This window comes from Luteimonas arsenica, from assembly GCF_004352825.1.
Lineage (GTDB): Bacteria > Pseudomonadota > Gammaproteobacteria > Xanthomonadales > Xanthomonadaceae > Luteimonas > Luteimonas arsenica.
This window is the reverse complement of record NZ_SJRW01000001.1, coordinates 1,144,659-1,170,084: the sequence shown is the minus strand read 5'-3', so window position 1 is coordinate 1,170,084 and position 25,426 is coordinate 1,144,659. Positions and strand designations below refer to the sequence as shown.

General features: G+C 61.8%; 23 protein-coding genes. All 23 read right to left on the bottom strand.

Annotated features, from left to right (window positions below):
• Positions 1 to 5: 5 nt before the first annotated feature.
• Positions 6 to 563 (bottom strand): PIN domain-containing protein, encoded by a 558-nt coding sequence (locus tag E2170_RS05305; protein WP_243708061.1) that lies wholly within the window; start codon positions 561 to 563, stop codon positions 6 to 8.
• Positions 564 to 581: 18 nt separating this feature from the next.
• Positions 582 to 1,037 carry a helix-turn-helix domain-containing protein gene (locus E2170_RS14225; protein WP_132999552.1) on the bottom strand — a complete coding sequence of 152 codons (456 nt, stop codon included), beginning with the start codon at positions 1,035 to 1,037 and terminating at the stop codon, positions 582 to 584.
• 77 nt (positions 1,038 to 1,114) lie between these two features.
• Positions 1,115 to 2,287 carry a LegC family aminotransferase gene (locus E2170_RS05295; protein ID WP_132999551.1) on the bottom strand — a complete coding sequence of 391 codons (1,173 nt, stop codon included), beginning with the start codon at positions 2,285 to 2,287 and terminating at the stop codon, positions 1,115 to 1,117.
• 101 nt (positions 2,288 to 2,388) lie between these two features.
• Positions 2,389 to 3,969 (bottom strand): glucosamine inositolphosphorylceramide transferase family protein, encoded by a 1,581-nt coding sequence (locus tag E2170_RS05290; protein WP_132999550.1) that lies wholly within the window; start codon positions 3,967 to 3,969, stop codon positions 2,389 to 2,391.
• 33 nt (positions 3,970 to 4,002) lie between these two features.
• A complete protein-coding gene (locus tag E2170_RS14000; protein ID WP_243708105.1) occupies positions 4,003 to 5,145 on the bottom strand; it encodes a glycosyltransferase in 1,143 nt (380 codons plus the stop codon).
• 17 nt (positions 5,146 to 5,162) lie between these two features.
• Positions 5,163 to 6,089, bottom strand: a complete 927-nt coding sequence (locus tag E2170_RS05280) for a glycosyltransferase family 2 protein (protein ID WP_132999548.1) — start codon at positions 6,087 to 6,089, stop codon at positions 5,163 to 5,165.
• Complete coding sequence (locus tag E2170_RS05275) at positions 6,083 to 7,150, bottom strand: EpsG family protein (protein WP_132999547.1); 1,068 nt, start codon at positions 7,148 to 7,150, stop codon at positions 6,083 to 6,085. Before E2170_RS05275 ends, E2170_RS05280 begins: the two co-directional genes overlap by 7 nt.
• Entirely contained in the window at positions 7,147 to 8,244 is a 1,098-nt protein-coding gene (locus E2170_RS05270; protein WP_132999546.1) for a glycosyltransferase family 1 protein, read from the bottom strand. The genes E2170_RS05275 and E2170_RS05270 overlap by 4 nt, the downstream gene beginning before the upstream one ends.
• Before the next feature lie 87 nt (positions 8,245 to 8,331).
• Positions 8,332 to 9,348, bottom strand: a complete 1,017-nt coding sequence (locus tag E2170_RS05265) for a glycosyltransferase family 2 protein (protein WP_279432860.1) — start codon at positions 9,346 to 9,348, stop codon at positions 8,332 to 8,334.
• Positions 9,349 to 9,350: 2 nt separating this feature from the next.
• Entirely contained in the window at positions 9,351 to 10,490 is a 1,140-nt protein-coding gene (locus E2170_RS05260; RefSeq protein ID WP_132999544.1) for a polysaccharide pyruvyl transferase family protein, read from the bottom strand.
• Complete coding sequence (locus E2170_RS05255) at positions 10,487 to 11,641, bottom strand: glycoside hydrolase family 88 protein (protein WP_132999543.1); 1,155 nt, start codon at positions 11,639 to 11,641, stop codon at positions 10,487 to 10,489. The genes E2170_RS05260 and E2170_RS05255 overlap by 4 nt, the downstream gene beginning before the upstream one ends.
• Positions 11,642 to 11,678: 37 nt before the next feature.
• Entirely contained in the window at positions 11,679 to 12,836 is a 1,158-nt protein-coding gene (locus E2170_RS05250) for a polysaccharide pyruvyl transferase family protein (protein ID WP_165942162.1), read from the bottom strand.
• Positions 12,837 to 13,076: 240 nt separating this feature from the next.
• Positions 13,077 to 14,162: a glycosyltransferase family 2 protein gene (locus E2170_RS05245; RefSeq protein WP_132999541.1), complete on the bottom strand. Its 1,086-nt coding sequence runs from the start codon at positions 14,160 to 14,162 to the stop codon at positions 13,077 to 13,079.
• Positions 14,163 to 14,331: 169 nt separating this feature from the next.
• Positions 14,332 to 15,789: an MOP flippase family protein gene (locus tag E2170_RS05240; protein ID WP_132999540.1), complete on the bottom strand. Its 1,458-nt coding sequence runs from the start codon at positions 15,787 to 15,789 to the stop codon at positions 14,332 to 14,334.
• 105 nt (positions 15,790 to 15,894) lie between these two features.
• Entirely contained in the window at positions 15,895 to 16,794 is a 900-nt protein-coding gene (locus E2170_RS05235; RefSeq protein ID WP_243708104.1) for a TDP-N-acetylfucosamine:lipid II N-acetylfucosaminyltransferase family protein, read from the bottom strand.
• 279 nt (positions 16,795 to 17,073) lie between these two features.
• Positions 17,074 to 17,721, bottom strand: coding sequence for an LbetaH domain-containing protein (locus tag E2170_RS05230; protein WP_165942160.1), 648 nt, complete (start codon positions 17,719 to 17,721; stop codon positions 17,074 to 17,076).
• A gap of 26 nt (positions 17,722 to 17,747) precedes the next feature.
• The gene (locus E2170_RS05225) at positions 17,748 to 18,953 is read right to left on the bottom strand and encodes a DegT/DnrJ/EryC1/StrS family aminotransferase (protein ID WP_243708059.1); all 1,206 of its coding nucleotides are present in this window, start codon (positions 18,951 to 18,953) and stop codon (positions 17,748 to 17,750) included.
• A gap of 67 nt (positions 18,954 to 19,020) precedes the next feature.
• Complete coding sequence (tviB, locus tag E2170_RS05220; protein WP_243708058.1) at positions 19,021 to 20,310, bottom strand: Vi polysaccharide biosynthesis UDP-N-acetylglucosamine C-6 dehydrogenase TviB; 1,290 nt, start codon at positions 20,308 to 20,310, stop codon at positions 19,021 to 19,023.
• A complete protein-coding gene (locus E2170_RS05215) occupies positions 20,307 to 21,692 on the bottom strand; it encodes an O-antigen ligase family protein (RefSeq protein WP_132999536.1) in 1,386 nt (461 codons plus the stop codon). Before E2170_RS05215 ends, tviB begins: the two co-directional genes overlap by 4 nt.
• Positions 21,693 to 21,772: 80 nt before the next feature.
• Positions 21,773 to 22,207 carry a hypothetical protein gene (locus E2170_RS05210; RefSeq protein ID WP_132999535.1) on the bottom strand — a complete coding sequence of 145 codons (435 nt, stop codon included), beginning with the start codon at positions 22,205 to 22,207 and terminating at the stop codon, positions 21,773 to 21,775.
• A gap of 161 nt (positions 22,208 to 22,368) precedes the next feature.
• Complete coding sequence (locus E2170_RS05205) at positions 22,369 to 22,779, bottom strand: hypothetical protein (protein WP_132999534.1); 411 nt, start codon at positions 22,777 to 22,779, stop codon at positions 22,369 to 22,371.
• Between the two features lie 92 nt (positions 22,780 to 22,871).
• A complete protein-coding gene (locus tag E2170_RS05200) occupies positions 22,872 to 24,032 on the bottom strand; it encodes a tetratricopeptide repeat protein (RefSeq protein ID WP_132999533.1) in 1,161 nt (386 codons plus the stop codon).
• Positions 24,029 to 25,423: a J domain-containing protein gene (locus tag E2170_RS05195; protein WP_165942159.1), complete on the bottom strand. Its 1,395-nt coding sequence runs from the start codon at positions 25,421 to 25,423 to the stop codon at positions 24,029 to 24,031. Before E2170_RS05195 ends, E2170_RS05200 begins: the two co-directional genes overlap by 4 nt.
• Positions 25,424 to 25,426 lie beyond the last annotated feature (3 nt).

Sequence of the window (25,426 nt, the reverse complement as noted above, 5' to 3'; positions counted from 1 at the left end):
TGGGCTCAAAGTGTGTCGATATGTGATCGCAGCGCCGCCACGGTGGTGGCCAGACCCAAGGCCTGGTAGGTATCCAGCAGTTCTTCAGCCGTCCTTGAAGGATTCTTCAAAGACGCGCGCGCCTCGCGCACGGCCATGCAGGCAGCCACGGGATCCAGATCGTGGGCGTGCTCCAGAAACTCGTCGGGGTGCTGCGCGCAAAGCCCCAGCGGGGCAAGTACCTTCTCCGGGAAATCCTTGAGGTTGTACGTCACGATGGTGCCCGCGCCACACTTGATCGCGGCGGCCAGTACATGCCTGTCGTCAGGATCGGGAAGCTCCAGGGTGGGTTCGATTCCCTCATAGCCCGTCACCAGGCAATCCGGGACCGCCTGGTCCATCAGCTCGCGCGTACGCTGCAGCTGCGCCCGCTGGAGATCCGCGCGATTACGCAGGACGGCTTCAATCCACTCGTCGTGGATGCGATCGGTCCATCGAGCCCGGAACAGCCCCGTCACGGACAGGCGCATGAGCAGGTCGCGTATCGGTGCGGGATACAGGACGCAGGCGTCGAACACCGCCACGAAGCTCGAAGCCACCGGTCAATACCCCATGCCCAGCTCTTGTGCCTGCTGTGCCAGCGCGTCCAGGGCGGCCCGACTCTGTCCCAGCCGCTCCTTGCGGTACTCCATGAGATCGCGGAAATAGATGCGGCGATGCGTGCCCACCTTGTGGTGGGGAATCTGGCCCTTGTCCACGAGTCCCACAAGGTGCGGCCGGGAGACCCCCAGGAAGTCCGCGGCCTGCTGGGTGGTCAACTCGGCGTGGATAGGCACCAGGCTGATGGCATTGCCTTCCGCCATGTTGGCCAGGATGTCCACCAGCATGCGAAGCGCCGCCACGGGCACTTCGATCGCGTCCTCGCCGTCGATCACCCGGAGCCGGGCCGTGGGACCCTGGCCGATACACGCGGCCAACAGACGGCTGCTGGTGCGGGCCAGCTCGGCGTCTTGTCGCGTGGGGAGGAGTGGAGGGAGCTCGTTGTGGGCTGCGCTCATGTCGGGACCCGTGGTCAGGCTGGGTGGCGGAAAAGCATAGCGAATATTCGCAATATACGCAACAAGCGAAACAAACGTCACTCCCGCAGCCGGTGGAACTGGCTCTCCGGCACGCTCGACGGCAGATTCACCACCCGCGCCTCCAGCCAGCGGGAGTTCTCCAGCCCGTCATGCTGGCAGTGCTGGAACATCGGCAGCCGTGACATCAGCCGCCAGATCGGGCGGGTCATCACGTCGCGGCTGTTGGTGTAGTCCAGCAGCGCATCGCGGTCGGCCTCGGAGTCCAGCACGGTGGCGTTGAGCCACCAGTTGGCCGTGGTGCCGGGCAGCGGCTCCACGAAGCGGACGTCCGTGCCGGCGAAGAATCCGCGATAGCGCGCGGCTACCTCGGCCTTGATCTCCAGCATCCGGGGCAACCGCTCCATCTGCGCGCAGCCCAGCGCGGCGTTGAGGTTGGGCAGCCGGTAGTTGTAGCCCACCTCGTCGTGCACGAACTCGTAGGGGTGCGGGATCTTGGCGGTGGTGGTCAGGTGCTTGGCGCGGCGCGCCAGCGCTTCGTCGTCGGTGATGATCATGCCGCCGCCGCCGGTGGTGATCACCTTGTTGCCGTTGAAGCTGAGCGTGGCCAGGCGGCCGAAGGTGCCGGTGTGGCGGTCGCCGACCCAGCTGCCGAGGGACTCGGCCGCGTCTTCCACCACGCTGATGCCGTACTCGTCGCAGATCGCCACGATCTCGGCGATGCGCAGCGGGATGCCGAAGGTGTGCATGGGGACGCAGGCGGCGATCCGGCGGCCGGTGCGACGGTTCCAGGCCTGGCCGTCGCGCTGCTCGGCGTGTTCGGACAGCCAGCGGCGCAGGGCTTCGGGGCTGAGCCCCAGGGTGTCGCGATCCACGTCCACGAAGACGGGATGGGCGCCGGCGTAGCTGAGCGCGTTGCAGGTGGCGATGAAGGTCAGGGCCTGGGTGATGACTTCGTCATCGCGCTGGACGCCGGCCAGCTGCAGGGCGACGTGCAGCGCGGCGGTGCCGTTGACGGTGGCGATGGCGTATTTCGCGCCGGTGAAGGCGGCGATGTGCTGCTCGAACTCGATGACCTTCGCGCCCACGGAGGAGACGAAGTTGGAGTCGATGCAGTCGACGAGGTACTGGCGTTCATTGCCTTCAAAGACTGGGCGGTGAAGGGGGATAAAGCCGTCACCGTGCAGATCACGGACCAGGTGCACCAACGCGTGGCCCATCTCATTCGTCATTTCCATTCTTCCCATTGTCGCCAACTTCCAGCCTGCCAAGAATCGATCACCTGCATGCCAACCTCAATTCCCGCTTTTGGCGGCCACCAACAATGAGATTGCTAGCCAGTCCGCCGCAAGCGGGAGTGAAACACAGCCGCCAAACGACGATATCCGGCCAAAAGCGAGAACTTTTCTACATAGAAATCGAGCACCACCCTGCCGTTCCTGACATCCACGGTGTGCGGCCCCTTGGCGTCTGAGAAGCGCAATTCACCGACTTCGCGTTCCTCATAAGCATCAGGACTCAGCGTCGTGACCTGCATGATCCTGATGCCATTTCCGTACGATCCGGAGTTGTCCTGTCCGAACCGGTACAGTGCGCCGTCCCGCTGGATCAGGCGGCCGCCCATTCGGGCGCAGGAGGGATCCATCACCACGGGGTTCATAGGGTGCGGCAAGTAAGGGCCGTCCAAGGCGTCGGCCACGTAAACATAAAGCATGCCGGCCGCCGATTGAGGGTGGCCTCCGAACAGGTAGTAGTGATTCCCGTGCCTGACGAGCGACGGATCCACGATCCTGGCGTCTTCTAGGCCCCGCAATGGAATCTTCGCGTCGCCCGATGGCGTGAGCAGGTACGGGGCTTCGTGCCCGGCGACTTCGGGCAGGATGAACTCCTGGCCGGCGTCGGTCACGGTGTAGGGATACGAAAAGTGCGGCCCCGACAGCAGCTTGCGCGAGAGCTCGAGGGAGCTTTCGTCAAACTCGACGATTTCACCCAGTCCGCTGGAGGCCACCATGGCTTCCGCCCTCACAACGGAGCCATCCGCAGAGAAGAAGGGGTCGGCCAGGAAGCTGTACTTCTCCGGAATTCTTGGCTGCCGCCCGCTGGACACGGTGGCGGATGTGCGCGCGAAGACGTCCAGATCGTCGTGCACCACGATGTTCCACTTCTTCTCGAACAGCGCCCCGTACAGCAGACGGGAGAATTTCCGGCTCAGCATGCGCGCGCAGAATTTCGCGATCGTCCAGTTGCCGGGCAGGCGGTAGTTCTTTCCCTTGGGCTTGATCGCAACCTTCACGCCGTTCCGGTAATTCATCAACGCGCGTCGGAACAGCGCCGGGGATGCCTGGTACAGGCCCTGAATCGTTTGCCGGTAAGAGTACGGGTACAGTTTGGAATGCCCGAGCGCGAGCACTTCGCCAGCATCCAGAACGTTCGAGAGCTTCTGGACAATCATGCCTACACAGGAGGCATCATTCCGCATCTCATAGAAGCCCGCTGGCCTACCACGGTAGAACCGGGGATCGCCATGATGGAACGACAACACGTCTACGCCATCCAGGTTGTCCATGCGCAGCAAGGACATGCCGAACTTGATGATAGTCCCGACACCTTTTGCACGCATCGCGTCGACAATCTCGTCGGGGATCGATTGCCAGGCCCCCGAGTACAGCGAATCAAAGGTCAATACTTCGATCCTGCCGAATTCCACTGGCTGTGCTCGGGTCAATGCGCTCCGGATTGACAGAATATTGAGTGCGTAATAGCCCGCATGGGCGAACACCCGCTTGCGCGTGACCGTGTTGCTGCAGTTCAGGACCAGCACCACGTCGAGCAGGTCGGCAGCCTCAGATAGCGCTTCCTGATGCCACTTGCTCAGGGTGTGCCCATCGACAAGAAGCGCGGCTTTGATCTTCATCGCTCCAGGACTCCCGGCTGCGCAAAGCGGGGATCAGTCATGCTCCACCTCGACCCCAACACCAACTTTCCTGTAGTAGTCCGCGTACGTTGTCCACACCCGCTCACGCGCGAATCGGTCAATCGCCCACTGGCGCGCGCCCGCAAAGCGCAACCGCGTACGCTCGGGATTCTCGACCATCTCCTGCAGTACCGCCACGACGGCTTCCACGTCACCGAACGGCACCCGGATCCCGCTCACGCCATGCTCCACGCTGTCGCGAACGCCAACGACGTCGAAGGCAATCGTCGGCACGCCCATCGCCGCCGCCTCGATGGCCACGTTGCCGAAGCCTTCCCGGTGCGAGAGGAACAGGTGCACATCGGCCAGTGCAAAGTACGACGCCACGTCAGGCGTGAACGGCACATGGCGGACCATCCTCGATGACACAAGCTGGCCCAGCTGTGCAGTTTCCGATTCGCCTTCCGGAGGCCCGACCAGAACCAGCCGTGCAGCCGAACCTGCCAGGCGCTCGGCCACTTGCGCAATCTCATTCAGGCCCTTGTCGCTGCATATGCGGCCAACCACCAGCATCACGAAATCGCTGGCAGACAGATTCAGCTCCTGCCTGATCGCTTCAACCCGCGCCACTGGAGCCGCATCCGGCGTGAAGGCGAGCGTGTCGACCCCGTTGCCTGATCCATTGCCCAAGACGCGGCCCTTCGGTCCGGCTGCAGGGATCTCGGCCACGAACTCCGACATCAGCGAGCGGGACACAAACAGCACTTCGTGCACACAGGCAACACTGACGCGGTCGAAGAGCCGAAACACCTTGCGCCGCATTCCACGAAAGTTCTCGTATACCCGACCCCGGAAGAAGGCCACACGGCGACTCTGCAGGGTCAGGCAGGCCGCCAAGCTGCCAAGCAACAGCGCTTTAGGCGTTGAAGTCAGGACGAGATCGTAGCGATGGAAGCAGAAATGCCACAACAGGCGCAGCAGCGAAACGCCATCCGCCCACAGGCTCGGCGCACGAACAAGCCCAAGATCCACCACGCGGCCAACGTTCCGCGCCCGGAGCGAGTCCAACTGATCGTCTGATCCGCCGCAGATCAGCGTGAGGTCAAAGCCCTCACTGTGGAGGTACTCAAGCTGACCGCGATACAGGACATTGAAGGACAGCGCATCCGTGACCACGAAGCACAAGCGCCGCCTCATCCAGACACGCCTGCGCGGCCGGCACTACAAGGCAGGTCGATACTTCGAATCGACGCAATCTCGCTGACCAGCGCTTCATTGACTACGCCAGTCGGAACCACCTTGTTGCGGCGGCTTCGAATCAGGTCAAGCTTTCCGAGGCTGGACAGCGCGACGACCGCCAGCGACTTTCCATAGGACACAGCGATGGCCCGCGCACGCTCCCACATGCTGAATCCGCCTTTTGCATCGGTCACGATCGTATGCCGGCCGATCCTGTACGCAAGCAGCAGTTTTGGCGTGCTGACGTTGCCATCCTCTCGATAGTAGTAGAGCGGATCGGGAACGAAGGCGACCCGCAAGTCATTTCTTGAATACGCCTGCACCCAGAGATTCGTGTCTTGGGACTTCGCGAGAGATTCCTTGTAGGGATTCCGCTGAAACCACTCCCGCCGGCCAAGGACTGAAGCATGGAGAATTCCCGACTGGCCGGACAACAATCCACGTGGCGTAACCGCATGCCCCGGGGCAACGGGTCTGATACCAACCGGCAGGTAGTCGTCGCTCAGTGAACATACCCCAGTGGCCACCAAGTCGATATCCGGCCTGGATGCCAACAACTGCAACTGGCGCTCGAGCCTTGTAGGCGACATGAGATCGTCTGCATCCATTCTTGCCAGATAGTCGTGATTGGCCAAACGAGTCATCTCGTTGAGGCGCGCGGCAAGCCGCTTGTTCTTGCCGTCTGAGTAAACCCTGACACGGGGGTCGTCGATGGAGCGGGCGATCTCCAATGAGCCATCCGTCGAGCCATCGTCGAGCAGGATCAACTCCCAGTTCTGATGCGTTTGGGCAAAAACCGACCTCACGGAATCCAGAAGCGTGGTTTCCGCGTTGTAGAACGGGATTCCAATTGTCACCGATGGCAGTCGCCCACTCACCATGAAACCATCTCCAGGTTGAGTCGATATGGAGTCAAGTTGCTGAACGTGCTGGTCGTCAGCAGGAAGAACAGCAAGGTCACGCCGGCGAAGCCTAGCGCCAGAAGCCCACGAAGCGGCGTGGTCTTGAACTGCAGGAACACCATCGGCCACAACAGCACTGCCACTGAGCTGAAGTACAGGTGCAGCCGTAATAGACCAGAAGGATTCACTCCGGACAGCGTGGACGCCACCGCCGGGATCAGACCGATCAGGTAGATGTTGAGCAGGCGTCCGTAGTACCCATTTTGATCACGGACCTTGTCCTTGAACAGGTACAGCATGACCCCCTGCCCCAGTAGAAACGCGACCCAGACCTGTCCGCCGCCCTCGCCTTCCACTGCGTAAGCGGCGAACTTGTCATCGAGCAACGTGGCTGCAAGGCCCACGAAAACCTGCAGAAACACCACCAGCACCACCGTCGCTGCTCCCACCAGCGCCAGCCTGCGCCAGTCAACCCGCGGCGAGGCCAATGGATACAGCACAAGGGCTATCAATGCGGTCTGATGGAACAGCGCGGCTACGCCTACCGTGAGCAGGTAGGGAATCAGCCTGCGCTCCAAGAGAAATGGAAGCGCGGCGAAGCAGATGGCGGCCGCGATGCCCTGCCTGGCGCCATTGAAGAAGAACGTGTAAACGCCGAGGGTAATGAAGAGGAACAGCGCCGTCTCGTAGCGACGCGTCAGCTTGACGATGGTGGGCACGTAACAAGACACCACAATCGCCGCAATCATCAGAAGCAGGACAGTGTAGGAATCGGAAATATTCCTTGCCAACCAGGCGAGAAGTCCGTATCCGACTTCGCTCCCACGATCCGTCACACTGGCAAACGATTCGCTGAAACTGAACTGCCGCACGTATGTGCCGGTATCCGTGCCGACCCGATAGTCGCGGAGGCCCGCGAAGCCGACCAACGCAACCATAACCGCGCCAATGCTGATTCGGTGCGCGACCTTGCTGCCGGATCTGCGGCCGAAATAGGCCGTAAACACGACAAAGAACAGAAGCAGAAGATAGGGAATCATGCTGCGCCGTAGACTCCTTCAAGCAGACGAGCCCCGGATGCCGAAGAAAACCCCCGCTCTGCAAGTGCACCGCTCCTGAGGGTCTGCTCCGCAACGCTGGCGCGGCGCAGCTGGCAAACCGACTGCGCCCATAGAGCTGCCGGGTCATCCAGTCCAAGCATCTCGACCAGGTCCAACCCAAGATCAACCTCAGGAGATATCGCGCTGGACACCAAGGCCGGCAAACCCGCCGCCTGCGACTCCACCAGCACCACCGGGAACCCCTCATGCAGCGAGGGCATCAGCATGACGTCCGCGGCCGCCATCAGCTCCGGAATATCCTCGCGCAGGCCGAGCAGAATCACCTGTTCCTGCAGGCCGTGCGCTTTGACCGACGCCTCGATCTTGGCCTGCTCGGGGCCGGTGCCGACGAACAGCATCCGGTAGTCCACGCCCGCCTCCCTCAGTGCGACGGCGATCTGCACCGAGAACAGATGATTCTTCACCGGCATATACCGCCCCACCTGCAGGATTACCAGGCAATCAACAGACACGTCCAGTTCGCTGCGAATGTGGGCTCCCGACGCACCGGCGAAGCGGTCGATGTCGATCGCGTTGGGAATCACTGTGACATCACGTCGCCCCGGAAACAGATATTCGGCCGCTGCCACACCGCAGGCCACGTACGCATTGGGTGCCCATGCAAGCAAGCGTCGCATCAGGCTCTGATACAGTCGCCCTGCCCGGCTCGTACTGTTCGCGTCCTGCGTACTGTGGGAGTGCGCCACGCGATGCGGGATGCCGGCCAGCCGCGCCGCCGCCAGATGCATCCCACTGCTGAACAGGGTATGCGCATGCACGATGGTCCACGAGCCGCCGCGCAACAGCCGCCACAGGGCGAGGAATCGCGAAAGAGGATTACCTGCGGTAATCCGTTGGATCCGCCCCCCCAGCGCCTCGATTTCCTCGTCGTAGTCGCAGGGCGCGGCCGTGAAGTACACGAAGTCGAACTGGAACTTTGTCCTGTCGATCTCGCGGTACAGGTTCATCACCATGGTCTCGGCGCCGGCGCGATCCATGCGGCCGACGATGTGGAGCACGCGCCGGACGGTCATCGATCAGGCTCCACGTCGGCGCGCGCCGGGGCTTTGTCTAGCTCGTCCACGCGATCCCTGGTCAAAACGAAAAGATACGACGCCATGCTAAGCCACTCCGCTCGAGACAGATCTGACCTGGCTGGCCGCCTTTCGCCTAGCTGGAGACGCCCATGCCAAGGCTCCACGCAGTCCGCGGAAACCTACGACCGCGAGCGGCTGAGGAAGCGAAAGCAATCCATTCAGAAGCATCGACTTGATTCCTGCGGAACCGAACCTCCGCTGCTCTCTGGTCGCCTGAAAATGACTCTTTGCCCGCGAAACAGCTTCTTCCAGAAGACTCCCATCGATCATCGTAAGCACGAACCAAGTTCCATGAAGGATCTTGTGCGCCAGGATCTCTCTGACTGCATCCCCACCTCCGGATTGGTGCAAACACTCGGCAATCAGCGTGTGCGCCTTAAACTGATCAAGCAACTTTCGCCCGCCAGAGGACGTCACTGCGTCGCAGTGCTGTCTGTAGACATAAACAACTTCGTTGACGAAGGCCACTTTGGGCTGCCCGTTCACCAGAATCCGAGACAGGACAACGGAATCTTCGAGATAGCCGATCTCCTCAGGAAAGCGGGCCGCGAGCATCAGGTCGCGCCGGACCAGCTTGTTCCACAGCGCACTGTGATATTCCCCAGACAGGACGCCAGACAGAGCCTGTTGCGCTGTCTTCACGGGAGCGATGACCCGCCGTACAGTCCGACCGTTGTCGAAGATCAGGTAGTCACCCATGACGATATCGGCGCCGCTGGCATCAGCCCTGCCGAGCAGTTGCACCAGACCATCTTCGGCCACCCAGTCATCGGCATCGACAAACGCGATGTATCTGCCCTTGGCAAGGTCAAGCCCGCTGTTGCGGGCGGCGGATACGCCTGCGTTGTCCTTCTGAATGAACCTGGCGCGCGGCTCCTTCGCCACGTACTGGCGGCAGATGGCGGCAGTCCCGTCCGTTGATCCATCGTCGACTACGATGATCTCGACATCATCGAGTCGCTGCCCGGAGATGCTGCGAAGACATTCCTCGATGAACCTCTCACCGTTGTACACCGGCACTATCACCGACACGCTAGGCATAGTCATCGCGCATGTATTCCTGTCAGGCTTCGTGAGAGAAATGCTATGCCCTGATCACGCAAAGCTAGGCGTTCCTGGTTCACTTGAATCCAGTCGATTGGCCGTTGGACCAATTCGTCCGTGACCTCCGCACTGTCCTCGACCAGCCGGTCGGAAAGGCCGAAAGCCTCAAGCAATGACTCGAACCGCGCGCGCCCCCGCTCAGGGTTGGCCACGGCGACGAAAGGCTTGTTGAAGATTATCGAAAAGACGCAGCCGTGGAAGGAATCCGTAACCACGAATCGACTCGCGTCGAAGGCGGCCAGCCAATGAGAAACGGGCGGAAACACGTAGTGATCCGGCTGCTTCCTGAATCCTTCGTCGAACGGCCGAGGCATCATGGTGAACAATGGCAAGGACAGCCTTCCGGCGATACCTGGCAGGCTGGCCATGCGTGGCTCCGACGCGTCTAGGACATAGGCGAAGACGCCATCATCGAAAGCCGGAGACTGGGGCTCCTGATCGAGCAGCGCCCGATAGTCTGCGGCTTCAAGCAGCATGGTGGGGTCGCACACCTGCGCCGATTCAAAGCCAACATTATCCCGGAGAAGGTCGACCGCACTGGCCTCGCGGACTGAGACTGCATCGAACCCGTCCAGCGCGTTCGCAATCCTGCGCGTCTGCTGTTCGTCGAACCTCCAATCCGCGGTTCCGAACGATGCTGCGTAGGCAAGCTTGCCGGTGCCGGCCGCAACAAACTCAAGAAAGTAGGCGGCAAGCTCAGGCGCATACTCCGGACGCCATACCTGGTCACTGCCAACAATGATGGCGTCCAGCTCCTGGCTGACCGATGCGAGATCATTGAAAGAGACAGCGCCGGTTGAAGGAACGATCTCCTTATCGACAAACGCTCTGGTGTGACGAGAGATGATCGCCCTCTCCCGCCAGTTCGGGTAATAGGGCGAAGCCTTGCCCCGCAGGCGGCGTCTGGCGATCCGCTTGATATTGCGCCATGCGCCTGCCGCTGACGCAGGCTCCTCTCTCTGCACGTCGATATGCACCGCATCCATTCCAAGGCGGCGAAGTGCAACCTGCAATGCGTACGTCTGCAGAACGCCACCGTAGTTGTGCCAAAGCGGAAGAGTGAGAACCCCAACCCTCATGGCTTAAGTCCCGACAGCAGGGAGAGCATCAGGCCCTGGCTCAGTTCCGATGCCCCCTTTGCACGGGAGTACTTGTTGATGTAGATCGTGTCCCCGGATGCATGCACCACCCGCCCTCGATGGTCGACGCACAGCGCTGCTAGCGCCACTGCTTCCGCAGCATCAATACTATGGACTCCGCTTTGCTGGAAGGCATAAAGAAACATCAGCGTGCCCGACGAATCGATTGTCTTGTCATTCGTGTGTCCAAGGAACTGGGGCCAGTAACCTCCGGGCTCCTGCATGCCCTCGAGTACGTCTGCGTACTCTCGCATCGCGTCCCGCAAGGCCTGATCGCGTCCTGCACGGACCACCTCGGAAAGGCCGAGGAGAAGCCAGCCCATGCCACGCGCCCAGTTGACTGAGCCAAGCGGCTGTTGACGGATCAAGTCGAACGCATGAACTGCTAGTCCTTGCTTCGACTCAATGCAGTGAGACAGCGCAAACCTCACCTGCCTTTCGGCATCCTCCAGCGCGGAAACTGCACCTGTGACCTGGGCATATCGCACCAGGAACGGGCACAGCAGGCCAATGGTGTCGATAAAGAAGATTTCGAGCCCCAGCCTGTACCGGTACAGGCCGTCGTCCCCCTTGAAGCCCTGGATACCTTCGTTGATCCGATGTGAGCCAGCCAGATAGCGTGGTTCGTTGGTCAGTTCATACAGCCGAAGAAACACGAGTCCCAAGGTGGCCTGATCGATTTTGTCAATCTGAAACTTCAGGTCTCCTGCATCGCTGAGCAAGTCCTCACACTTGTGCACCACGTTCCTCAATGCCTGCTTATTCCCTGTTGCAGTGTGGTGATCAAGAAGACCTAGCAAGAGGAACGCTATTGGAAAATTGAAATAGGCATAGGCATGATGCCGGCGCCTTCCAAGCACAACATTCTTCCAGCCGGCAAGCATGGCGTAGAGGCTTTCGTCGTCATTGAACGACATCCAGACCCGTCGCGACGACAACCTCCTACTGGCCGCATCAAGAACCGATCTCTGAAGTGAGCTGACGTCCTTCGCGACCAGCATCCGGCACCGTTGCCCGAGCTTCCGCTTGATGAGCGGATAAAGAAGCAAAAACGACTGCAAGACCACCACGAAAGTCAGCAGCAGAATCATGTCTCCGCTTCCTCAAGCTGCAACCAAGGCTCTCTATTCAAGACACATTGCTCCTTTCAGGCCTCAGCTTGCGGAATAAGTTACGAGGGCCGCGTTGAAACGCATACCAGTACGTTTCTGGCGAGAAGAACCCCGGAACCTTTCGTCCCTCCCGCAGAATCTCTAGCTCGTGCGTGCCTCGGAGCTGCAGGCTGTCGTATTGGGTGAGATCTAGCGGCGGCAAGCCGGGATCGCGGCGCGGGGCGGCAAGCAGGGCGTCGACCACGGCGGGAAGTTCCGGGAACTGCTCCGGTTCGACAAACCTCAACTGCGGCACGTCGCACAGCCAGTCCTGCCAGGTCTGGCGAATCTTGTGATTGGAGTTGGGCAGGACCAGGCAAGGCGTGCCGGCCACCAGTGACAGGATCATGCCGTGCAGGCGGTCGGTCACCACCAGCCTGGCGCCAGCGAACTGCGCCAGCTTGTCGGCCAGCAGGTGCGCGCAGTGCGCTTCATCCAGCCGCGCGCCCCCGGCATGGGTGTCGGTCACGGTGATGCCCTGCGCCGTGTCTTCCAGCGTCTTGCGCAACTGCGCGAGCTGCTCCGGTGCAAGCGAGCGCTCACGGTCGTCGCGCATGCACAGCAGGATGCCCGATGGCTCGGGCCGGCCATCGAAGCCAAGCTCCGCGGCGCTGGCGTTCAGCACGACATCCGGCACATAGCCGATATGCACATTGGCGTGATCGGCGAAGAGGGCGCGCAGCTTGTCGCGCGACACGGATTCGCGGGCGAATACGTGGATGTCTGGATGCTTCGAGTACGTGGCTGTGATTCTGGCCAAGGCAGTGTCTGATTCCGGCGACTGCGTCCAGTCCAGGCTTTGCGGGAAGCACACAATCCGGTTATTCGGAAATGTGCGGATGGCGAGCTGACGCAGCTCCTCGATATCCGGATACAGCGAACCCATGTTTCCGCCGCCGATGATGGTGACCAGGTCGCCGGGCACCACTTGCCGGCGCAGCGACCTGATCACCTCGCGCGTGGCACTGATCGGCACCGGAACGATATGGTGGCTGGGTGCAGCCCGCGCGATGAAGTTGCGCTGCGCCGCTGTGATGGCCAGATCGCCGATGTTGCCGTAGTCGGCCGCAAGAAGTACGAATACTCTCGGCCCGCTGGGCAGCTCAAGCCATCTCTCGCAGAAAATTGAGACCAAAAGCCTCTTAAGCCCAGCGGGTACCAAGCGCTTTAATTCCTGTCCAAATCGCTTCACTATTTGTACCGCCAGCTTCGCGTGAAGCTACGATGGAGATCGACTGACCCGATGAGATTCGGCATTGCTGTTTGGCGTACCGGAAATGGCACCTCAGACCTCAGCAAAGTGCTCGACCGGCAAGTGTAGTGCCAACTTTTCGATCGCGACATCTGGAAGTAATACTCAGACTTATCACTCACCTCAGCCACCCGTCAAATTCCTCAAGCGGCCCCTCAAGCGCCTTATGTCCTCCACGAACCACGATGCCGACAACAGCGCAATCGTCAAAGCGTATCTCTTTCTGGTAAAGCTTGCGATCAGCGAGCGAGTGAATAATGACTGCGTCCTACCTACATAATTCGGAATGGTCTCCTCATAGATGTTTGACATTCTTACGGCACGAACTTGGCTCCAGCGATGCTTCAAAGGGGTATACCTAAGATTGTTTAATAGGTAAATCAAGATGTTTTCGATATATCCTAAAGAAATATCTTGGAGCAAAGCGCCCTTTTCAGCCTCATCGACTGGCCACTTATGCGCAGCAATACGTGCGGAATAATGGAATTCACACGACGTCAAGAGATTCTTCTTGTGGGCTCGGCTTGTGATCGAATCAGCGGTCTGATGATAGCGATACAAGGATGTTGGAATCACCTCCACCGACCGCGCGCGATTCATCATTTCGAGCACGAAGACGGAATCAGATCCGAGTTTGATAGAGGGACAAAAAGCGAGGCCCTGCAGCAGCGATGCGTGAACCACGCGTGCCCATAAGAAGTAAAACAAGTATTTGTTCTCAGACACCCTTAATTGTTTCTGACCAACATCATGCTCCGTCAAACTCTGGCGCGGAGGACAAAAACTAACTCGGGTGCCATCCAGATTCAGTCTGTCATGTCCGAACACCACTGCGTCTGAATTCGAAATGGAAAGAACTTCGTCAACTTCGGTAAAGAGAGAATCTTCGTACTCGTCATCCGAATCAATGAACGCGACATACCCATCAGACACACCCTTCAAGGCGCGATTCCGTGCGACAGCCACACCCCCATTCGTTTGACCATGCAGAACAATCCACGGATACTTACTTGCGAGATCCTTGCAGATCGCATTCGTCGAGTCGGTAGAACCGTCATCTACGATAACTAGAGTGACATCAAATTCTTTTCGTGCAAGTGCAACGCTTTCAACGCAGCGGGCGATGCTGCCTGCTGCATTGTAAGCAGGCAATATCACAGTGTAGCGACGGTTAGCCGCGCATGAAGCAGAATTCATTCTTTCTTCCATTACGTGTACCGCTTGAATTCAATCCGGAGTTGAGCACATCACCTGACATCGAGTACGCGAAAAGTTGCCTCGGGACGTCAGAACCACCTCGAGAGCGCGGCATGCTTCTGGCAGCGCGACAATTTCCAATAACCCAGCTCGATCAAACGAAACTTTTACTGTTTGATGATTACTCGGAGATAGATCTATTCATTCGAAGACCAAGAAGTTCCATCACCGCCCTGAGCCAGTCGTGGTTTGCGAACCAACTAATACCGATGTAAGCGGGACCCGCTACACCTATGCCGGCAGCCAGGCGCCACAGGGGATTGCTAATTCCGTGGGCGGCAAAATATCCACCAGAAACCGCAAGTACGGCGAGGAGGAACGGCCGCACGCACGCATTTATGTATTCTAGAAGTGTGGCGCCGCAGGCCTTTCTCACCAAGAAGTACCAGTTTGGAACGAACAACAGCAATTGTGCGCACAGCAAAGACGCCGCTATGCCCTCCGTTCCAAACTTGGATCCAACCCAAACAATTGGCGGTACGACCCCAAGCAGCGCCAAGTTCCACTTGAAGGCCAAGTCTGCTCGACCCACGCCCAGCAGCAAGCTGCCTACTGGATTGGCGGTCGAGCGAATCGCTCCCCAGATCGCCAGTATCCTCAGGATATCCGCTGCACTCTCCCATTTTGGGCCTAGCACGATGTGAATTACCTCAGGCGCAAAGAAGCATATCGTCAGATAGGCAGGCGCGTTAATCGAGGCAGTCATTTTTAACGTTTGCAGATAAACCGAGCGAACCCTCGCCAAGTCGTTCTGTACTTCTGCCATCAGCGGAAAAGCAACCCGACTAATGATGGGATTCACGACGAACTGTACCTGTAGCGTGAGGTTGCGTGGCACGCTATACAGGCCTAAATGCGTGGCCGCAAGCAGACGACCACCCAGAATCAGATCGATTGCTGAGTTGAGATAATTCACCAGATTGGACGCGACCAAGGCACCGCCGAACCCGAGGAACGATCGTACCTCATCGACTCGCATCCGGATGGCTGGGCGCCATCCATTCGACAGCAGAATCCAGTTCAAACCCGTAGTGATTGCGGCACCGCACAGTGAACCTGCTATCAACGCATAAACCCCCCAGCCTTCCAATGCTGCCAGCACGGCCACGAGGAAACCTGATAACGCCGCAACCATCTCGATCAACATGACTTTCTGAAATGCGAGGGCTTTCTCAGCCGCAACGCGGACCTGCTGACCCAAAGCAGAAACCGGGAATGCGAGCGATGCAAGCGCTATCAACGGCGCGACGCGCGGCTCGCTGTAGAAGCGTGCGAAAAGAGGGCTGCCCGCAACAACTAGCAGCATCAAACCAACGCTAAGCAGCATATTGAGCCAGAACAAGCTAGAGCGTTGATTCTCAGTTACGTCTCGCCGTTGAAGAAATGCGCTATTCAACCCGAAATCGGCAAATACCCTCGCAAGACCTATGATAACAGTGGCCATTGCCATCAGACCATAATCCGCAGGCAAGAGCAGCCGTGCCAGAACTGCGACTTGCGCCACCTGCAGTACGGCCTTACTTGCCATGCCCAAGGTGGTCCACCGTACCGCGGAGAAAGCGCGACGTCTCAAGTTCATGGGGGTAACTACAATGTCTTCACGTGAGATTGGAATCGGTAAAAGCGGGGGCAAATATTACCGAGAAAGCCATGTCTGGACTCGAGCTAGTGCGGGAGCCGCAGCTCACGTAGATATACCAGTCAACACATCAACTACATATTTCGTCTTGCGTCGCTTAACGTCGCGCCCCCAGATGGAAATCAAGCGTTCACGATTTAGCTGTACTTCTTTTACCGTCAGCGGCAAGAATTCCTCGGCACTACACTTACCTCCTGAAGCTGACGGGTCGAACTCAAATATGAGAATACCGCGTGTACGCAACCACGACAGCAGGGGATTCATCGAGTTCAAGTAGACCTTTGCTCCCATGCACAATAAAGCAACGATATTCCCGAGGCCCTGCTGCCGCACATGATTCATGAACACAAACCCACAACTCGACAACGTCGCGAAGTACTCTTCCTTAGGCTGAAACTCTAACAAAGGGACAAAACGTTCGCCGAAATATTCCCGGCCAATTTTCAACACCTGATCGACGTAGGCTGGATTTCCACCATAGCTAAGTGGAACGACAATCCGCCGATCTTGGGTGCCCGAGCACGCGAACAGCTGAGCAAAGGCTTCAGCATGATTATTAGTAGCTGCGGCACTGTTGCCCACTAGTATATTCCGCCCTTGGGCACACTGTACGTTGCGATTTGCCCAGTAGTCGTCCTCAATTGTTCCATAATTCCAAGACAGATATGCTGCCTTGAACCAAGGATTATTATCTTTAATCTGCTCGTATTCCCAATCCAAGACTGGGCTGAAATAATCTATTCTAGTTAACAAGTCGCGCGAAACCGCGCTTCTTTTTCCAAACAGGAGTGCCGCCACGAAGGTCTTTATGACCCCACGCTTGCGTGCGCGCTGCTCGGACTTGCGCGATGGAGTTAATTTATTCTGGGATAACAATGTGGGTCCAAACGTTCCCTGCTCCAGAAATTCGCGCCCGTAATAGTCGAAACCCCAGCCGATCCACATCACTCTGGTCTCCGCGGCGACAGCATCTAAGACGCTAATGCCACTAAAGAGGTTGTGGAGGCAGACTGCTCTTACGGACCTCCTCGTTAGCAATCGACGCGCTTTGCGCGGGGTCATAAACTCAACACGCGTCGCTTTGATGTAGCGAAGTGGCCGACGGCGGGCCAAGATAACGTACCGATTCTGACCTGGGCAGACTGCATCGAACTCCCGCGATGCCATGTCTACGAACTTTTCATCCGATATGAAGTGGATAATCACGGCATCAATAACCCGGCCTCATCGCTTTCGCACCGCCGGCACACCCGCCATTAATGCACCCGGTGCGACGGAACTGGTAACACAAGCACCTGCCGCAATCTTCGCGCCATCTTCAATTACGAGCGGCGAGGTAGCACTCCCATTGATGATATTGGCGCCGGTGCCGATGAGCACATCTTTCCCGATGTGCACGTGGCCTGACACATGCACGCCAGGTGATAACGTCGAAAAGTCGCCGATGCGAACGTCATGGCTAATAGTGCAGTCGACGTTGACATGCACATGTTCGCCGAGCGCGATATTGGTCGTCAGAATACTGCCCGCGCAAAGCACGCTTCCGGTCCCAAGCGAGACGAACCGGGACATCTCCACGCGGGGGTGCACAAGAGTTGCCGGCTGAAGCCCAACACCAATACATGCTACAGACGCTTTGCGTCGCAGCCCTGCATCGCCAACTGCAACGACAAATCGATCACCTTCCTGCACTGCGACATCGCTCACAAGTTGAACAGAGATGCCGTTCACAGGGGCAGTGACATAGGCAAGGTCGTCTACTATGAAAGCAATCGGGACTGCGTCTCCCAGAACCTGCCCTGCGAGCCACGCAATTTCGCGGCCAGACCCGCCCGCGCCAAAGATGTACAGACGCCTGAGGCCCGGTTCCATCTGGCAAGCTTCGTTGCGACCCGTAGTCATGCGACGACGGCCAAGCACCGGATTACCGCTGCAATGGTCCTCAGATCGGCCTCGGCGAGCGTGGTACCCGTCGGCAACACGATTACGCGATCGGACACTGTCTCGGTATGAGGCAACATTAGACCCGCATTCGGATAAAGCTCCCGGAACGGCTTCATGCGATGACATCCTGGCCAAAAATACTTACGTGCAAGGACATTTTCGGCATGAAGTGCTGCGACCAGTTGGTCGCGGCTAACGGGACAATCGTTGTCAATTTCAAGAATTACGTACTGGTAGTTATTCTTTTCGCCGTCATCGAACGGAATCAACCTCATACCTGGAAGGCCAGTCAGAGCGTGCTGGTAGGCGATATAGTTGCGACGGTTGGCGTCGATAACTGTATCTATGTAGTCAAAATTGGCAAGACCCATTGCGGCACATATCTCGACCATCTTGCCGTTGGTTCCGGGATGAATGACGTTATCGAGCCCGGAAAAGCCGAAATTTCGCATTAGCCGCATCGTCTCAGCGAGATCGTCATCATCGGTTAGGACGGCGCCACCCTCAAAAGTATTGAAGAATTTTGTGGCGTGGAAGCTCAGCACCTCGGCGCGCCCAAAACTGCCAATCATCTTTCCTCGGTGCGAGCATCCAAACGCATGCGCTGCATCAAACAACAACTGCAAGCCATGCTCATCGGCAACTGCCTGCAGCGCTTCGACTGGTGCGGCCCGACCCCACAGGTGCACTCCGATAATGCCGGAAGTGCGTGGAGTGATCATGCGACGCACTGCCTCAGGGTCGAGGTTATGCGTAACTGGATCGATATCGGCGAAGACGGGGGTAATACCTTGCCAAGCTAATGCTTGAGCAGTGGCGATGAATGTGTATGACGGGACAATTACCTCGCCCGTCATTCCGAGCGCACGGATAGCAATTTCCAACGCAATTGTACCGTTGCACATCGCGATGCAATGCTTGACGCCCGTGTAGTCCGCTACACGTTGCTCGAACTGCATCAGCAGCGGACCGTTATTGCTCAGCCAACGGCGATCGAACATCTCGCCCGCCAGCTTTAGGAACTTTTCCCGACTTCCGATGTTGGGGCGACCGACGTGCAGAGGCTCGGCAAAGGCCGGCGGCGCTCCGTTGATCGCGAGGTCTGCAGCGCATCCGATTGTTTTGGAAAGTTGCACATCGCCACGCTCGAGCGAATTCACTGCAGCACGTGACCCAATGGGGCCGGCAGCACCCGTACTCAATACTTTCATTTGTATGTCTTCCCGATCACAGGCGTCCGTCGACCGCTTCCCGCGGTAGCACATATTTCACGTCATACAAGACTGCCCCTGGCTTGCCATGCGCACGTATCCCCGCCGCACCCAGCTTCCGGAACTCCTCGTGTCCCACCGCCACGACGATCGCGTCGTACTCGCCCTCGCCCGGCTTGCACAGCGACAGCCCGTACTCATGTTTCGCCTCGCCCGCATCCACCCACGGATCACACACATCCACGCGCGCGTTGTAACCCTGCAGCGCGCCAATGATGTCCACCACCCGCGTATTCCGCAGGTCCGGGCAGTTCTCCTTGAACGCGAGCCCCAGGATCAGGATCCGCGCGCGCACCGGGTTGATGCCGTTGCGCACCATCAGCCGGATCACCTCGCCCGCCACGTACGCACCCATGCCGTCATTGGTGCGACGGCCAGCCAGGATCACGTCCGGGTGGTGCCCCACTTCCTGCGCCTTGTGCGTCAGGTAGTACGGATCCACGCTGATGCAGTGCCCGCCCACCAGGCCGGGGCGGAACGGCAGGAAGTTCCACTTGGTGCCGGCGGCTTCCAGCACTTCCAGGGTGTCGATGCCCAGCTTGTTGAACAGGATGGCCAAATCGTTGACCAGGGCGATGTTGAGGTCGCGCTGGGTGTTCTCGATCACCTTGGCGGCCTCGGCCACCTTGATGCTGCTGGCCTTGTGGGTGCCGGCGGTGATGATGCTGGCGTACAGCGCGTCCACGAAGTTCGCGGCCGCGGGCGTGCTGCCGCTGGTCACCTTGAGGATACTGGTGACGCGGTGCTCCTTGTCGCCGGGGTTGATGCGCTCTGGGCTGTAGCCGACGAAGAAGTCCTGGTTGAACTTCAGGCCGCTCACCTTCTCCAGGATCGGCACGCACACTTCCTCGGTGCAGCCGGGGTACACGGTGCTCTCGTAGACCACGGTGTCACCCTTGGCCAGCACCTGGCCGAGCGATTCGCTGGCCTTGACCAGCGGCGTCAGGTCCGGGCGGCGTGCGCTGTCGATGGGCGTGGGCACGGTGACAATGTAGACGTTGCAGGCGGCAATGCCATCCAGCTCGCTGGTGAACGTCAGGCGTGCGGCTTCGGCCAGCAGCTCGGGTTCGACTTCAAGAGTGCTGTCGCGGCCCTCACCCAGCTCGGCGATGCGCGCGGCGTTGATGTCGAAGCCCACGGTGTCGTACTGCTTGCCGAATTCCACGGCCAGCGGCAGGCCGACGTAGCCCAGGCCGACCACCGCGATGCGGGTGTCCTGCAGGGAAGGAAGAATGGTGTCCGTCACGTGTTCATGTCCCTTTGTGATCTGTGTATGCCGACCGCGGCCTGTCCGGCCGCGATCCCTGCCAGCACCGCCGCCACCGCCATCATCGCCGGGGTGCGCAGGGGATAATCCACGAAGGAGTGGGCGAGTATCGCGCCCAGCGCCACCAGCGCGGTCACCCCCAGAACGCGCGCCTGCGCGGGCTGTCGCAGCATGCTACGCAAGCTCAATGCCAACGCGACCGCGCCCAGCAGCATGGCCAGCACGGCGGGCACGCCGGCCTCAAACCACCACTGCGCGTATTCGTTGTGGGCGTGGTTGACGTAGTTGGCCATCAGCAGTTCGCGCGGGGCTTCCTGCTCGAAGACCGGTACGTAGCTGCCCATGCCGGCGCCCATGGGGGCGAAGCGCGCGGCGATCTCGCCGGTGAGCGCGCGCAGCGGGCCGCGCAGTTCGTCGATGGCCTCGACCTGCATCCAGCGCAGTGACAGGAACAGCGCCAGCGCGGCCACCGCAAGGCAGCCCACCAGCGCCAGGCGACTGCGCGCGCCGCCGCGCCAGGCCGGCCAGTGCGCGATCACCACCAGGGCGCAGGCCAGGATGATCAGCATCACGCCCGCGCGCGAGCCGGTCAGCGGCAGGGCCACGGCAGCCAGCAGCATCACCAGGGCCGCGCCCACGCCGTGCACCACGCGGTGCGGCCGGCCGGGGGGCCAGGCGCCGGCCACCACCGTCAGCCGGGCGCAGGCCAGGGTGGCCGCCACCACCAGCAGGGTCGCTTGGTGGTTCTGGTTGGCGAAGAAGCCATTCATCGCCGGCGCCCACTGCGGGTAGGGGTTGAGCGGGCTTTCCTGCGGGGCGCCCAGCTGGGCCACGCCCAGCAGCAGGCTGGCCATGGCCAGCACCACGATCAGCTGCGCCAACCGTCGCTGTGCGGCGCGTGGCAGGCTCACGACCAGGGCGAACAGCGCCAGCGCCGGCAGCAACTGGAAGGCGGCGGCGCGGCTGGCCGCAGGCGCCAGCGACCAGTGCGCCGGGGCGGCCACGCCGAACTGCGCAAGGTCGGCGGCCAGCGCCGCCCTGCCCTCGCCGCCTGCCAGCGCGCCGGGCAGCCAGGCCTGCAGCAGCGGGATGGCGAACAGCGCGGCCGCGAACGCGAACCACGCCACGTACAGGTAGGTATGTGCCGCGCCCGCGCCGCGAGACAACAGGCGCCACGCGCCCCAGGCCAGCAGCGGCAACGACAGCACTTGTGCGGCAAATACGCCGGTACCCGATGCCTGCGAGCTGCCGCCCGCCATCACGCACAGTGTCAGCAGCGCGCACGCGGCCACCAGCCCCGCGCGCGCCTGCAGGTCCAGTCTGCCTTCGTGATGGTGTGCGTCGGCGTGCGCGCCGTGCATGGTGTTGCGCCCCTGCAAACGAAAGCGGGACGGGTGCAAGCCCGTCCCGCCGTGTCCCCTATTCTACGCTTGGCCAGCGATCAGCGGCTGACCGGCGGGGGCGGCACGTAGGCCTGGTCGTCCATGCTGTTGAGGATGGCCGCGCCACCCACGGCAATGCCGGTGATGATCGCGGCGCCGCCCAGGTCAACGCCGCTGGCGGTGGCGCCCGCACCGCCGCCAGCGCCGGAGGCGGACAGCACGCAGGTGGCCGGCACGCCATGCACGCCGGCGCCGGTCAGGGGGCGGGTGCAGCCGTTGCCGTAGACCAGGGTGGCCTGGCTGCCTTCGGTCAGCATGACGCGGCTGCCCGGGGTCAGCTGGCTGCCGGAGGCAGCCGTGACGAACTCACCGCCGGTGCTGACCATGGCACTGCCGGCGTCGATGCGGAGCGTGGCGCCGCCGCTCTGGGCAAGCGCGGGGGCCGCGAACAGCGCGAGGGCCATGGCGGCGATCAGGGTGCGGGAGTTCTTCATGGAATCCTTCCAGTGTTCGGTGGTGAGTCTGGCGATGTTGCGCCGCAGTAAAGGGTACGCATCCGGCTACGCGACTGCAACCCGTTATTGCAACCCGCTTTCGCGGACAAACCCTGTTTTATCAGCTGGATGCGACAGCCGTGTGAAACCGGCGCCGGGACTCAGCGGCTGACCGGGGGCGGCCGGTCGCTGCCACCCCCGCCGCCGGCCGCGGCGGCCACCACCACCACGCCGCCCACGATGCCCACGATGGCGCCGGTGCTGAGACGGGTGCTGCGGCTGCTGTCCGCGGGGGCGCACTCTCCGCTGACCGTGTGTACGCCGGGGATCGCCAGTGGCTTCCGGCAGCCGTCGGCATAGTTCAGCGTGGCCGAGGCGCCTTCGGACACCAGCACGCGGTGGCCAGGCAGCACGGCCTGCCCGGGGCTGGCCTGGGTGAACTCACCGCCGGTGCTGACCAGGACGGAGCCGCTGTCCACGCCAAGGGTGATGCCCGGCGACTGGGCGTGGGCGCTGCTGGATGCCAGCACGGCGAGCGTGGCAAGGCCGATGGCATGGATCGACTGGCGCATTGGCAGGTTCTTTCCGCAAGAAGTGGATGCCGGGGAGTCGGCAATGAATGATGAAGCGATCATAAACGATCAAGCACGAAGCGTGCCACGTGTCACATTTCTATCCTGACTTCGGCCAGCTGCAGTTCCCCGCGCAGGGTCTGGGCCACGCCCCGCGGCGCCGGATTCACCAGGCGCAGCCACTGGCCTTCGCAGCCCTCGCCTTCGGGCACCGTGAAGGGCAGTTCCAGATCAACCCAGTCGCGGGCACCGCGCATGCGGGCGCCGCTGGCGATGCGGGTGCGGCCGTCGCTGCAGACCAGGCGCCATTCCAGGCCTTGGTCCGAGCGCAGGCCGGCGCTGCGCGCGCGCAGCCGCAGCACGTGTTCGCCCGGGGCCAGCAGCAGCGGGACTTCCAGGCCGGTATTGGCCACCGGGCGGCCAAGGAAGCGCAGCCTCGCGGCATGCCGGCCGCCGCCGGCATCGATTCGGTCAAACAGCACGCCGGGGGTGCGGCGCACGCGCCAGTCGAAGCCGGTGGATGACGGATTGCGTCCGAAATCGCCATTCCATGGGACAGGCAGGCGTTCGGGCGCGACCTCCAGGCCGCTCACCCAGCGGGCGTAGGCGCTGCCCCAGCGGCCGTCGCGCAGCATGCCGTCGATCCAGCGGGCGGTTTCGGCCTGGTCCAGGCCGCCGCGCGCGCGCAGTGCGGCATGGAGATGGTCGGCGGCGTCGGGCAGGCGGCTGGCGGTGGTGGCGCGGAGGACGGCGGTGCGCCAACGCGGCTGCTGCACCAGCCACTCGGCCAGCGCGTCGGCGAAGTCCGCGTCCTGCGCCAGTTGGGCGATCAGTTCCAGCAGCTCGCGGCGCTGCGCCGGGGCCACGGTCAGCAGGGCGTCCAGGTGGTCGACGGCGGCGGCATGGTCGCCAGCCTGCAGCGCCCGGGTGGCGAGCCAGCCGCGGACGCCAGGGTCACGGGGAGCGCGGCGGGCGGCGGTTTCGTAGCGGGCGCGGGTGGCGGCGTCGCCGCCCTGTCCGTCTTCGGCGCGGGCAATCACACCGAAGGCACGGCCCAGGGCGGGCTCACGCGCGAGCACGTCGCGCGCGATGGCGGCGGCGCGCACGCGGTCGCCCTGCTGGAGCGCGGCCTCGGCTGCGGCAAGGTCGGCTTCGAGCCGCGGTGACTGGTCGCGGCTGGCGATCAGGCCGGCACCGGCGGCAACCAGTGCCGCCAGCAGCGCGAGGAAGGCGATCCAGCGGGCAGCGCTCATCGTGCAGGCTCCAGCTGCAGGCCGGCCACGCGCCACTGGCGGTCGCGGCGGGCAAGTTCAACGCGGAGCATGCCGGTCTCCACGGTGCCGCGGCGCACGTCCAGGCGGTAGGCGCCGGACATCGAGGCCAGTTCCGGATCCAGGCTCCAGTTCGGCGCGTCGACCTCCACCCGTGCGCGCCGCCGGTCGCCATGGCGCTCCTGCAGGCGGCCGCGGATGCCGGCCGCTTCAAGGCGGGTGGGCACGTCGAGCCAGCGGGGCTCCGGGCTGCTTTCGTCGGCCAGATAGGCGGTGATGCCGCGGATGGTGTCTTCGGCTTCCAGGAACAGCTGGAGCGGGTCTTCTGGATACGCAGCGATCGCCGTGGGTGCGGGCGCGGGGGCACTTGCAGGCGCGAGGGCCGCCGGGGCAAGGGCCGCGGTGGCCGGCTGAGGCGCGCGGGTGCGCGTGGCGGCGGCGGCCTCTGCAGGTGCAGGTGCAGGTGCAGGTGCGGCTGCGGTTGCGGTTGCGGGTGCGGGTTCAAACGCCGGCGCGGGCGCGGCTGTTGCGCGCTCATCGGGCTCGGTGGTCGCGCCGGCCGTCGTATCCGTCGCCTGGATCCGGGCCAACGCGGTCACCTGCACGGGCTCTGCCGGCGGATCAGGCGGCGGCAGCCGGATCTCCATTTCAGCCAATCGCGTGGCCAGCGGCGCGTCCGCGGCATCCGCGGCCTCCGCGGCGTCCGCCGTCCGGTCGCGCCACTCGCCGACCACGGATTCGATGCGGTCGTCGCGGGTGAACGCGAGCCAGGCCAGCACCACGCACAGCAGGCCCAGCAGGCCGACGACCGCCGGCGGCGCATTCGTGCTCCAGCGCGAGCGTGGGATTTCCTCCACCGACACGGTCAGTGGTGCGGCCATGTGCGCGTAGGAGGACACGCCAGCACTGTCAGCCACCGCCGCGCCCGACTCGACCGGCGGCAGCGCGGCGTCATAGCGGCGGCGCGCCGCGTCGCTGCGCAGCTGGTTCCAGGCCTGGTTGACGCGCGTGGACAGCGCGGAATCCCACTGCGCGCCTTCGCTGCGATCGGGGTGCAGCCAGCGCAGCAGCAGGCGGTGGTGGTCGCGCAGGACGGCATGGCCGGCGTCGCGTCCGGCGCCCAGGACGCGGTAAGCATCGGCCCCTTCGGCCAGCAGCACCTGCTGCACGTAGAAGCGCGAGGCCTCGACCAGTTCCGTTTCGCCATGGCCGGTGCGCCGGGCCGCGCTGCGCGCCGCGTCGACAGAGCCCGATGCGATCGCCAGCACCTCCCCGACGCCCTGCGGCAGCGGGCGGGACCGCAGCGCCGCCCGCAGCGCAGGTGCGCGCAGCAGGCCCAGGGCAACGTCGAGCGCGTCGTCGTTGCCGGTCATCAT

Excerpts from the sequence above, each read along its gene's own strand:
- E2170_RS05210 (WP_132999535.1), bottom strand. The coding sequence starts at position 22,207 with ATGAAGAACTCCCGCACCCTGATCGCCGCCATGGCCCTCGCGCTGTTC.
- E2170_RS05245 (WP_132999541.1), bottom strand. The coding sequence starts at position 14,162 with ATGGAAGAAAGAATGAATTCTGCTTCATGCGCGGCTAACCGTCGCTAC.
- E2170_RS05215 (WP_132999536.1), bottom strand. The coding sequence starts at position 21,692 with ATGCACGGCGCGCACGCCGACGCACACCATCACGAAGGCAGACTGGAC.
- E2170_RS05235 (WP_243708104.1), bottom strand. The coding sequence starts at position 16,794 with ATGTGGATCGGCTGGGGTTTCGACTATTACGGGCGCGAATTTCTGGAG.
- E2170_RS05230 (WP_165942160.1), bottom strand. The coding sequence starts at position 17,721 with ATGGAACCGGGCCTCAGGCGTCTGTACATCTTTGGCGCGGGCGGGTCT.
- E2170_RS05255 (WP_132999543.1), bottom strand. The coding sequence starts at position 11,641 with ATGATTCTGCTGCTGACTTTCGTGGTGGTCTTGCAGTCGTTTTTGCTT.
- E2170_RS14225 (WP_132999552.1), bottom strand. The coding sequence starts at position 1,037 with ATGAGCGCAGCCCACAACGAGCTCCCTCCACTCCTCCCCACGCGACAA.
- E2170_RS05200 (WP_132999533.1), bottom strand. The coding sequence starts at position 24,032 with ATGAGCGCTGCCCGCTGGATCGCCTTCCTCGCGCTGCTGGCGGCACTG.
- E2170_RS05240 (WP_132999540.1), bottom strand. The coding sequence starts at position 15,789 with ATGAACTTGAGACGTCGCGCTTTCTCCGCGGTACGGTGGACCACCTTG.
- E2170_RS05295 (WP_132999551.1), bottom strand. The coding sequence starts at position 2,287 with ATGACGAATGAGATGGGCCACGCGTTGGTGCACCTGGTCCGTGATCTG.
- E2170_RS05260 (WP_132999544.1), bottom strand. The coding sequence starts at position 10,490 with ATGAGGGTTGGGGTTCTCACTCTTCCGCTTTGGCACAACTACGGTGGC.
- E2170_RS05205 (WP_132999534.1), bottom strand. The coding sequence starts at position 22,779 with ATGCGCCAGTCGATCCATGCCATCGGCCTTGCCACGCTCGCCGTGCTG.
- E2170_RS05280 (WP_132999548.1), bottom strand. The coding sequence starts at position 6,089 with ATGGTGAGTGGGCGACTGCCATCGGTGACAATTGGAATCCCGTTCTAC.
- E2170_RS05265 (WP_279432860.1), bottom strand. The coding sequence starts at position 9,348 with ATGCCTAGCGTGTCGGTGATAGTGCCGGTGTACAACGGTGAGAGGTTC.
- E2170_RS05195 (WP_165942159.1), bottom strand. The coding sequence starts at position 25,423 with ATGACCGGCAACGACGACGCGCTCGACGTTGCCCTGGGCCTGCTGCGC.
- E2170_RS05275 (WP_132999547.1), bottom strand. The coding sequence starts at position 7,150 with ATGATTCCCTATCTTCTGCTTCTGTTCTTTGTCGTGTTTACGGCCTAT.
- E2170_RS05270 (WP_132999546.1), bottom strand. The coding sequence starts at position 8,244 with ATGACCGTCCGGCGCGTGCTCCACATCGTCGGCCGCATGGATCGCGCC.
- E2170_RS05290 (WP_132999550.1), bottom strand. The coding sequence starts at position 3,969 with ATGAAGATCAAAGCCGCGCTTCTTGTCGATGGGCACACCCTGAGCAAG.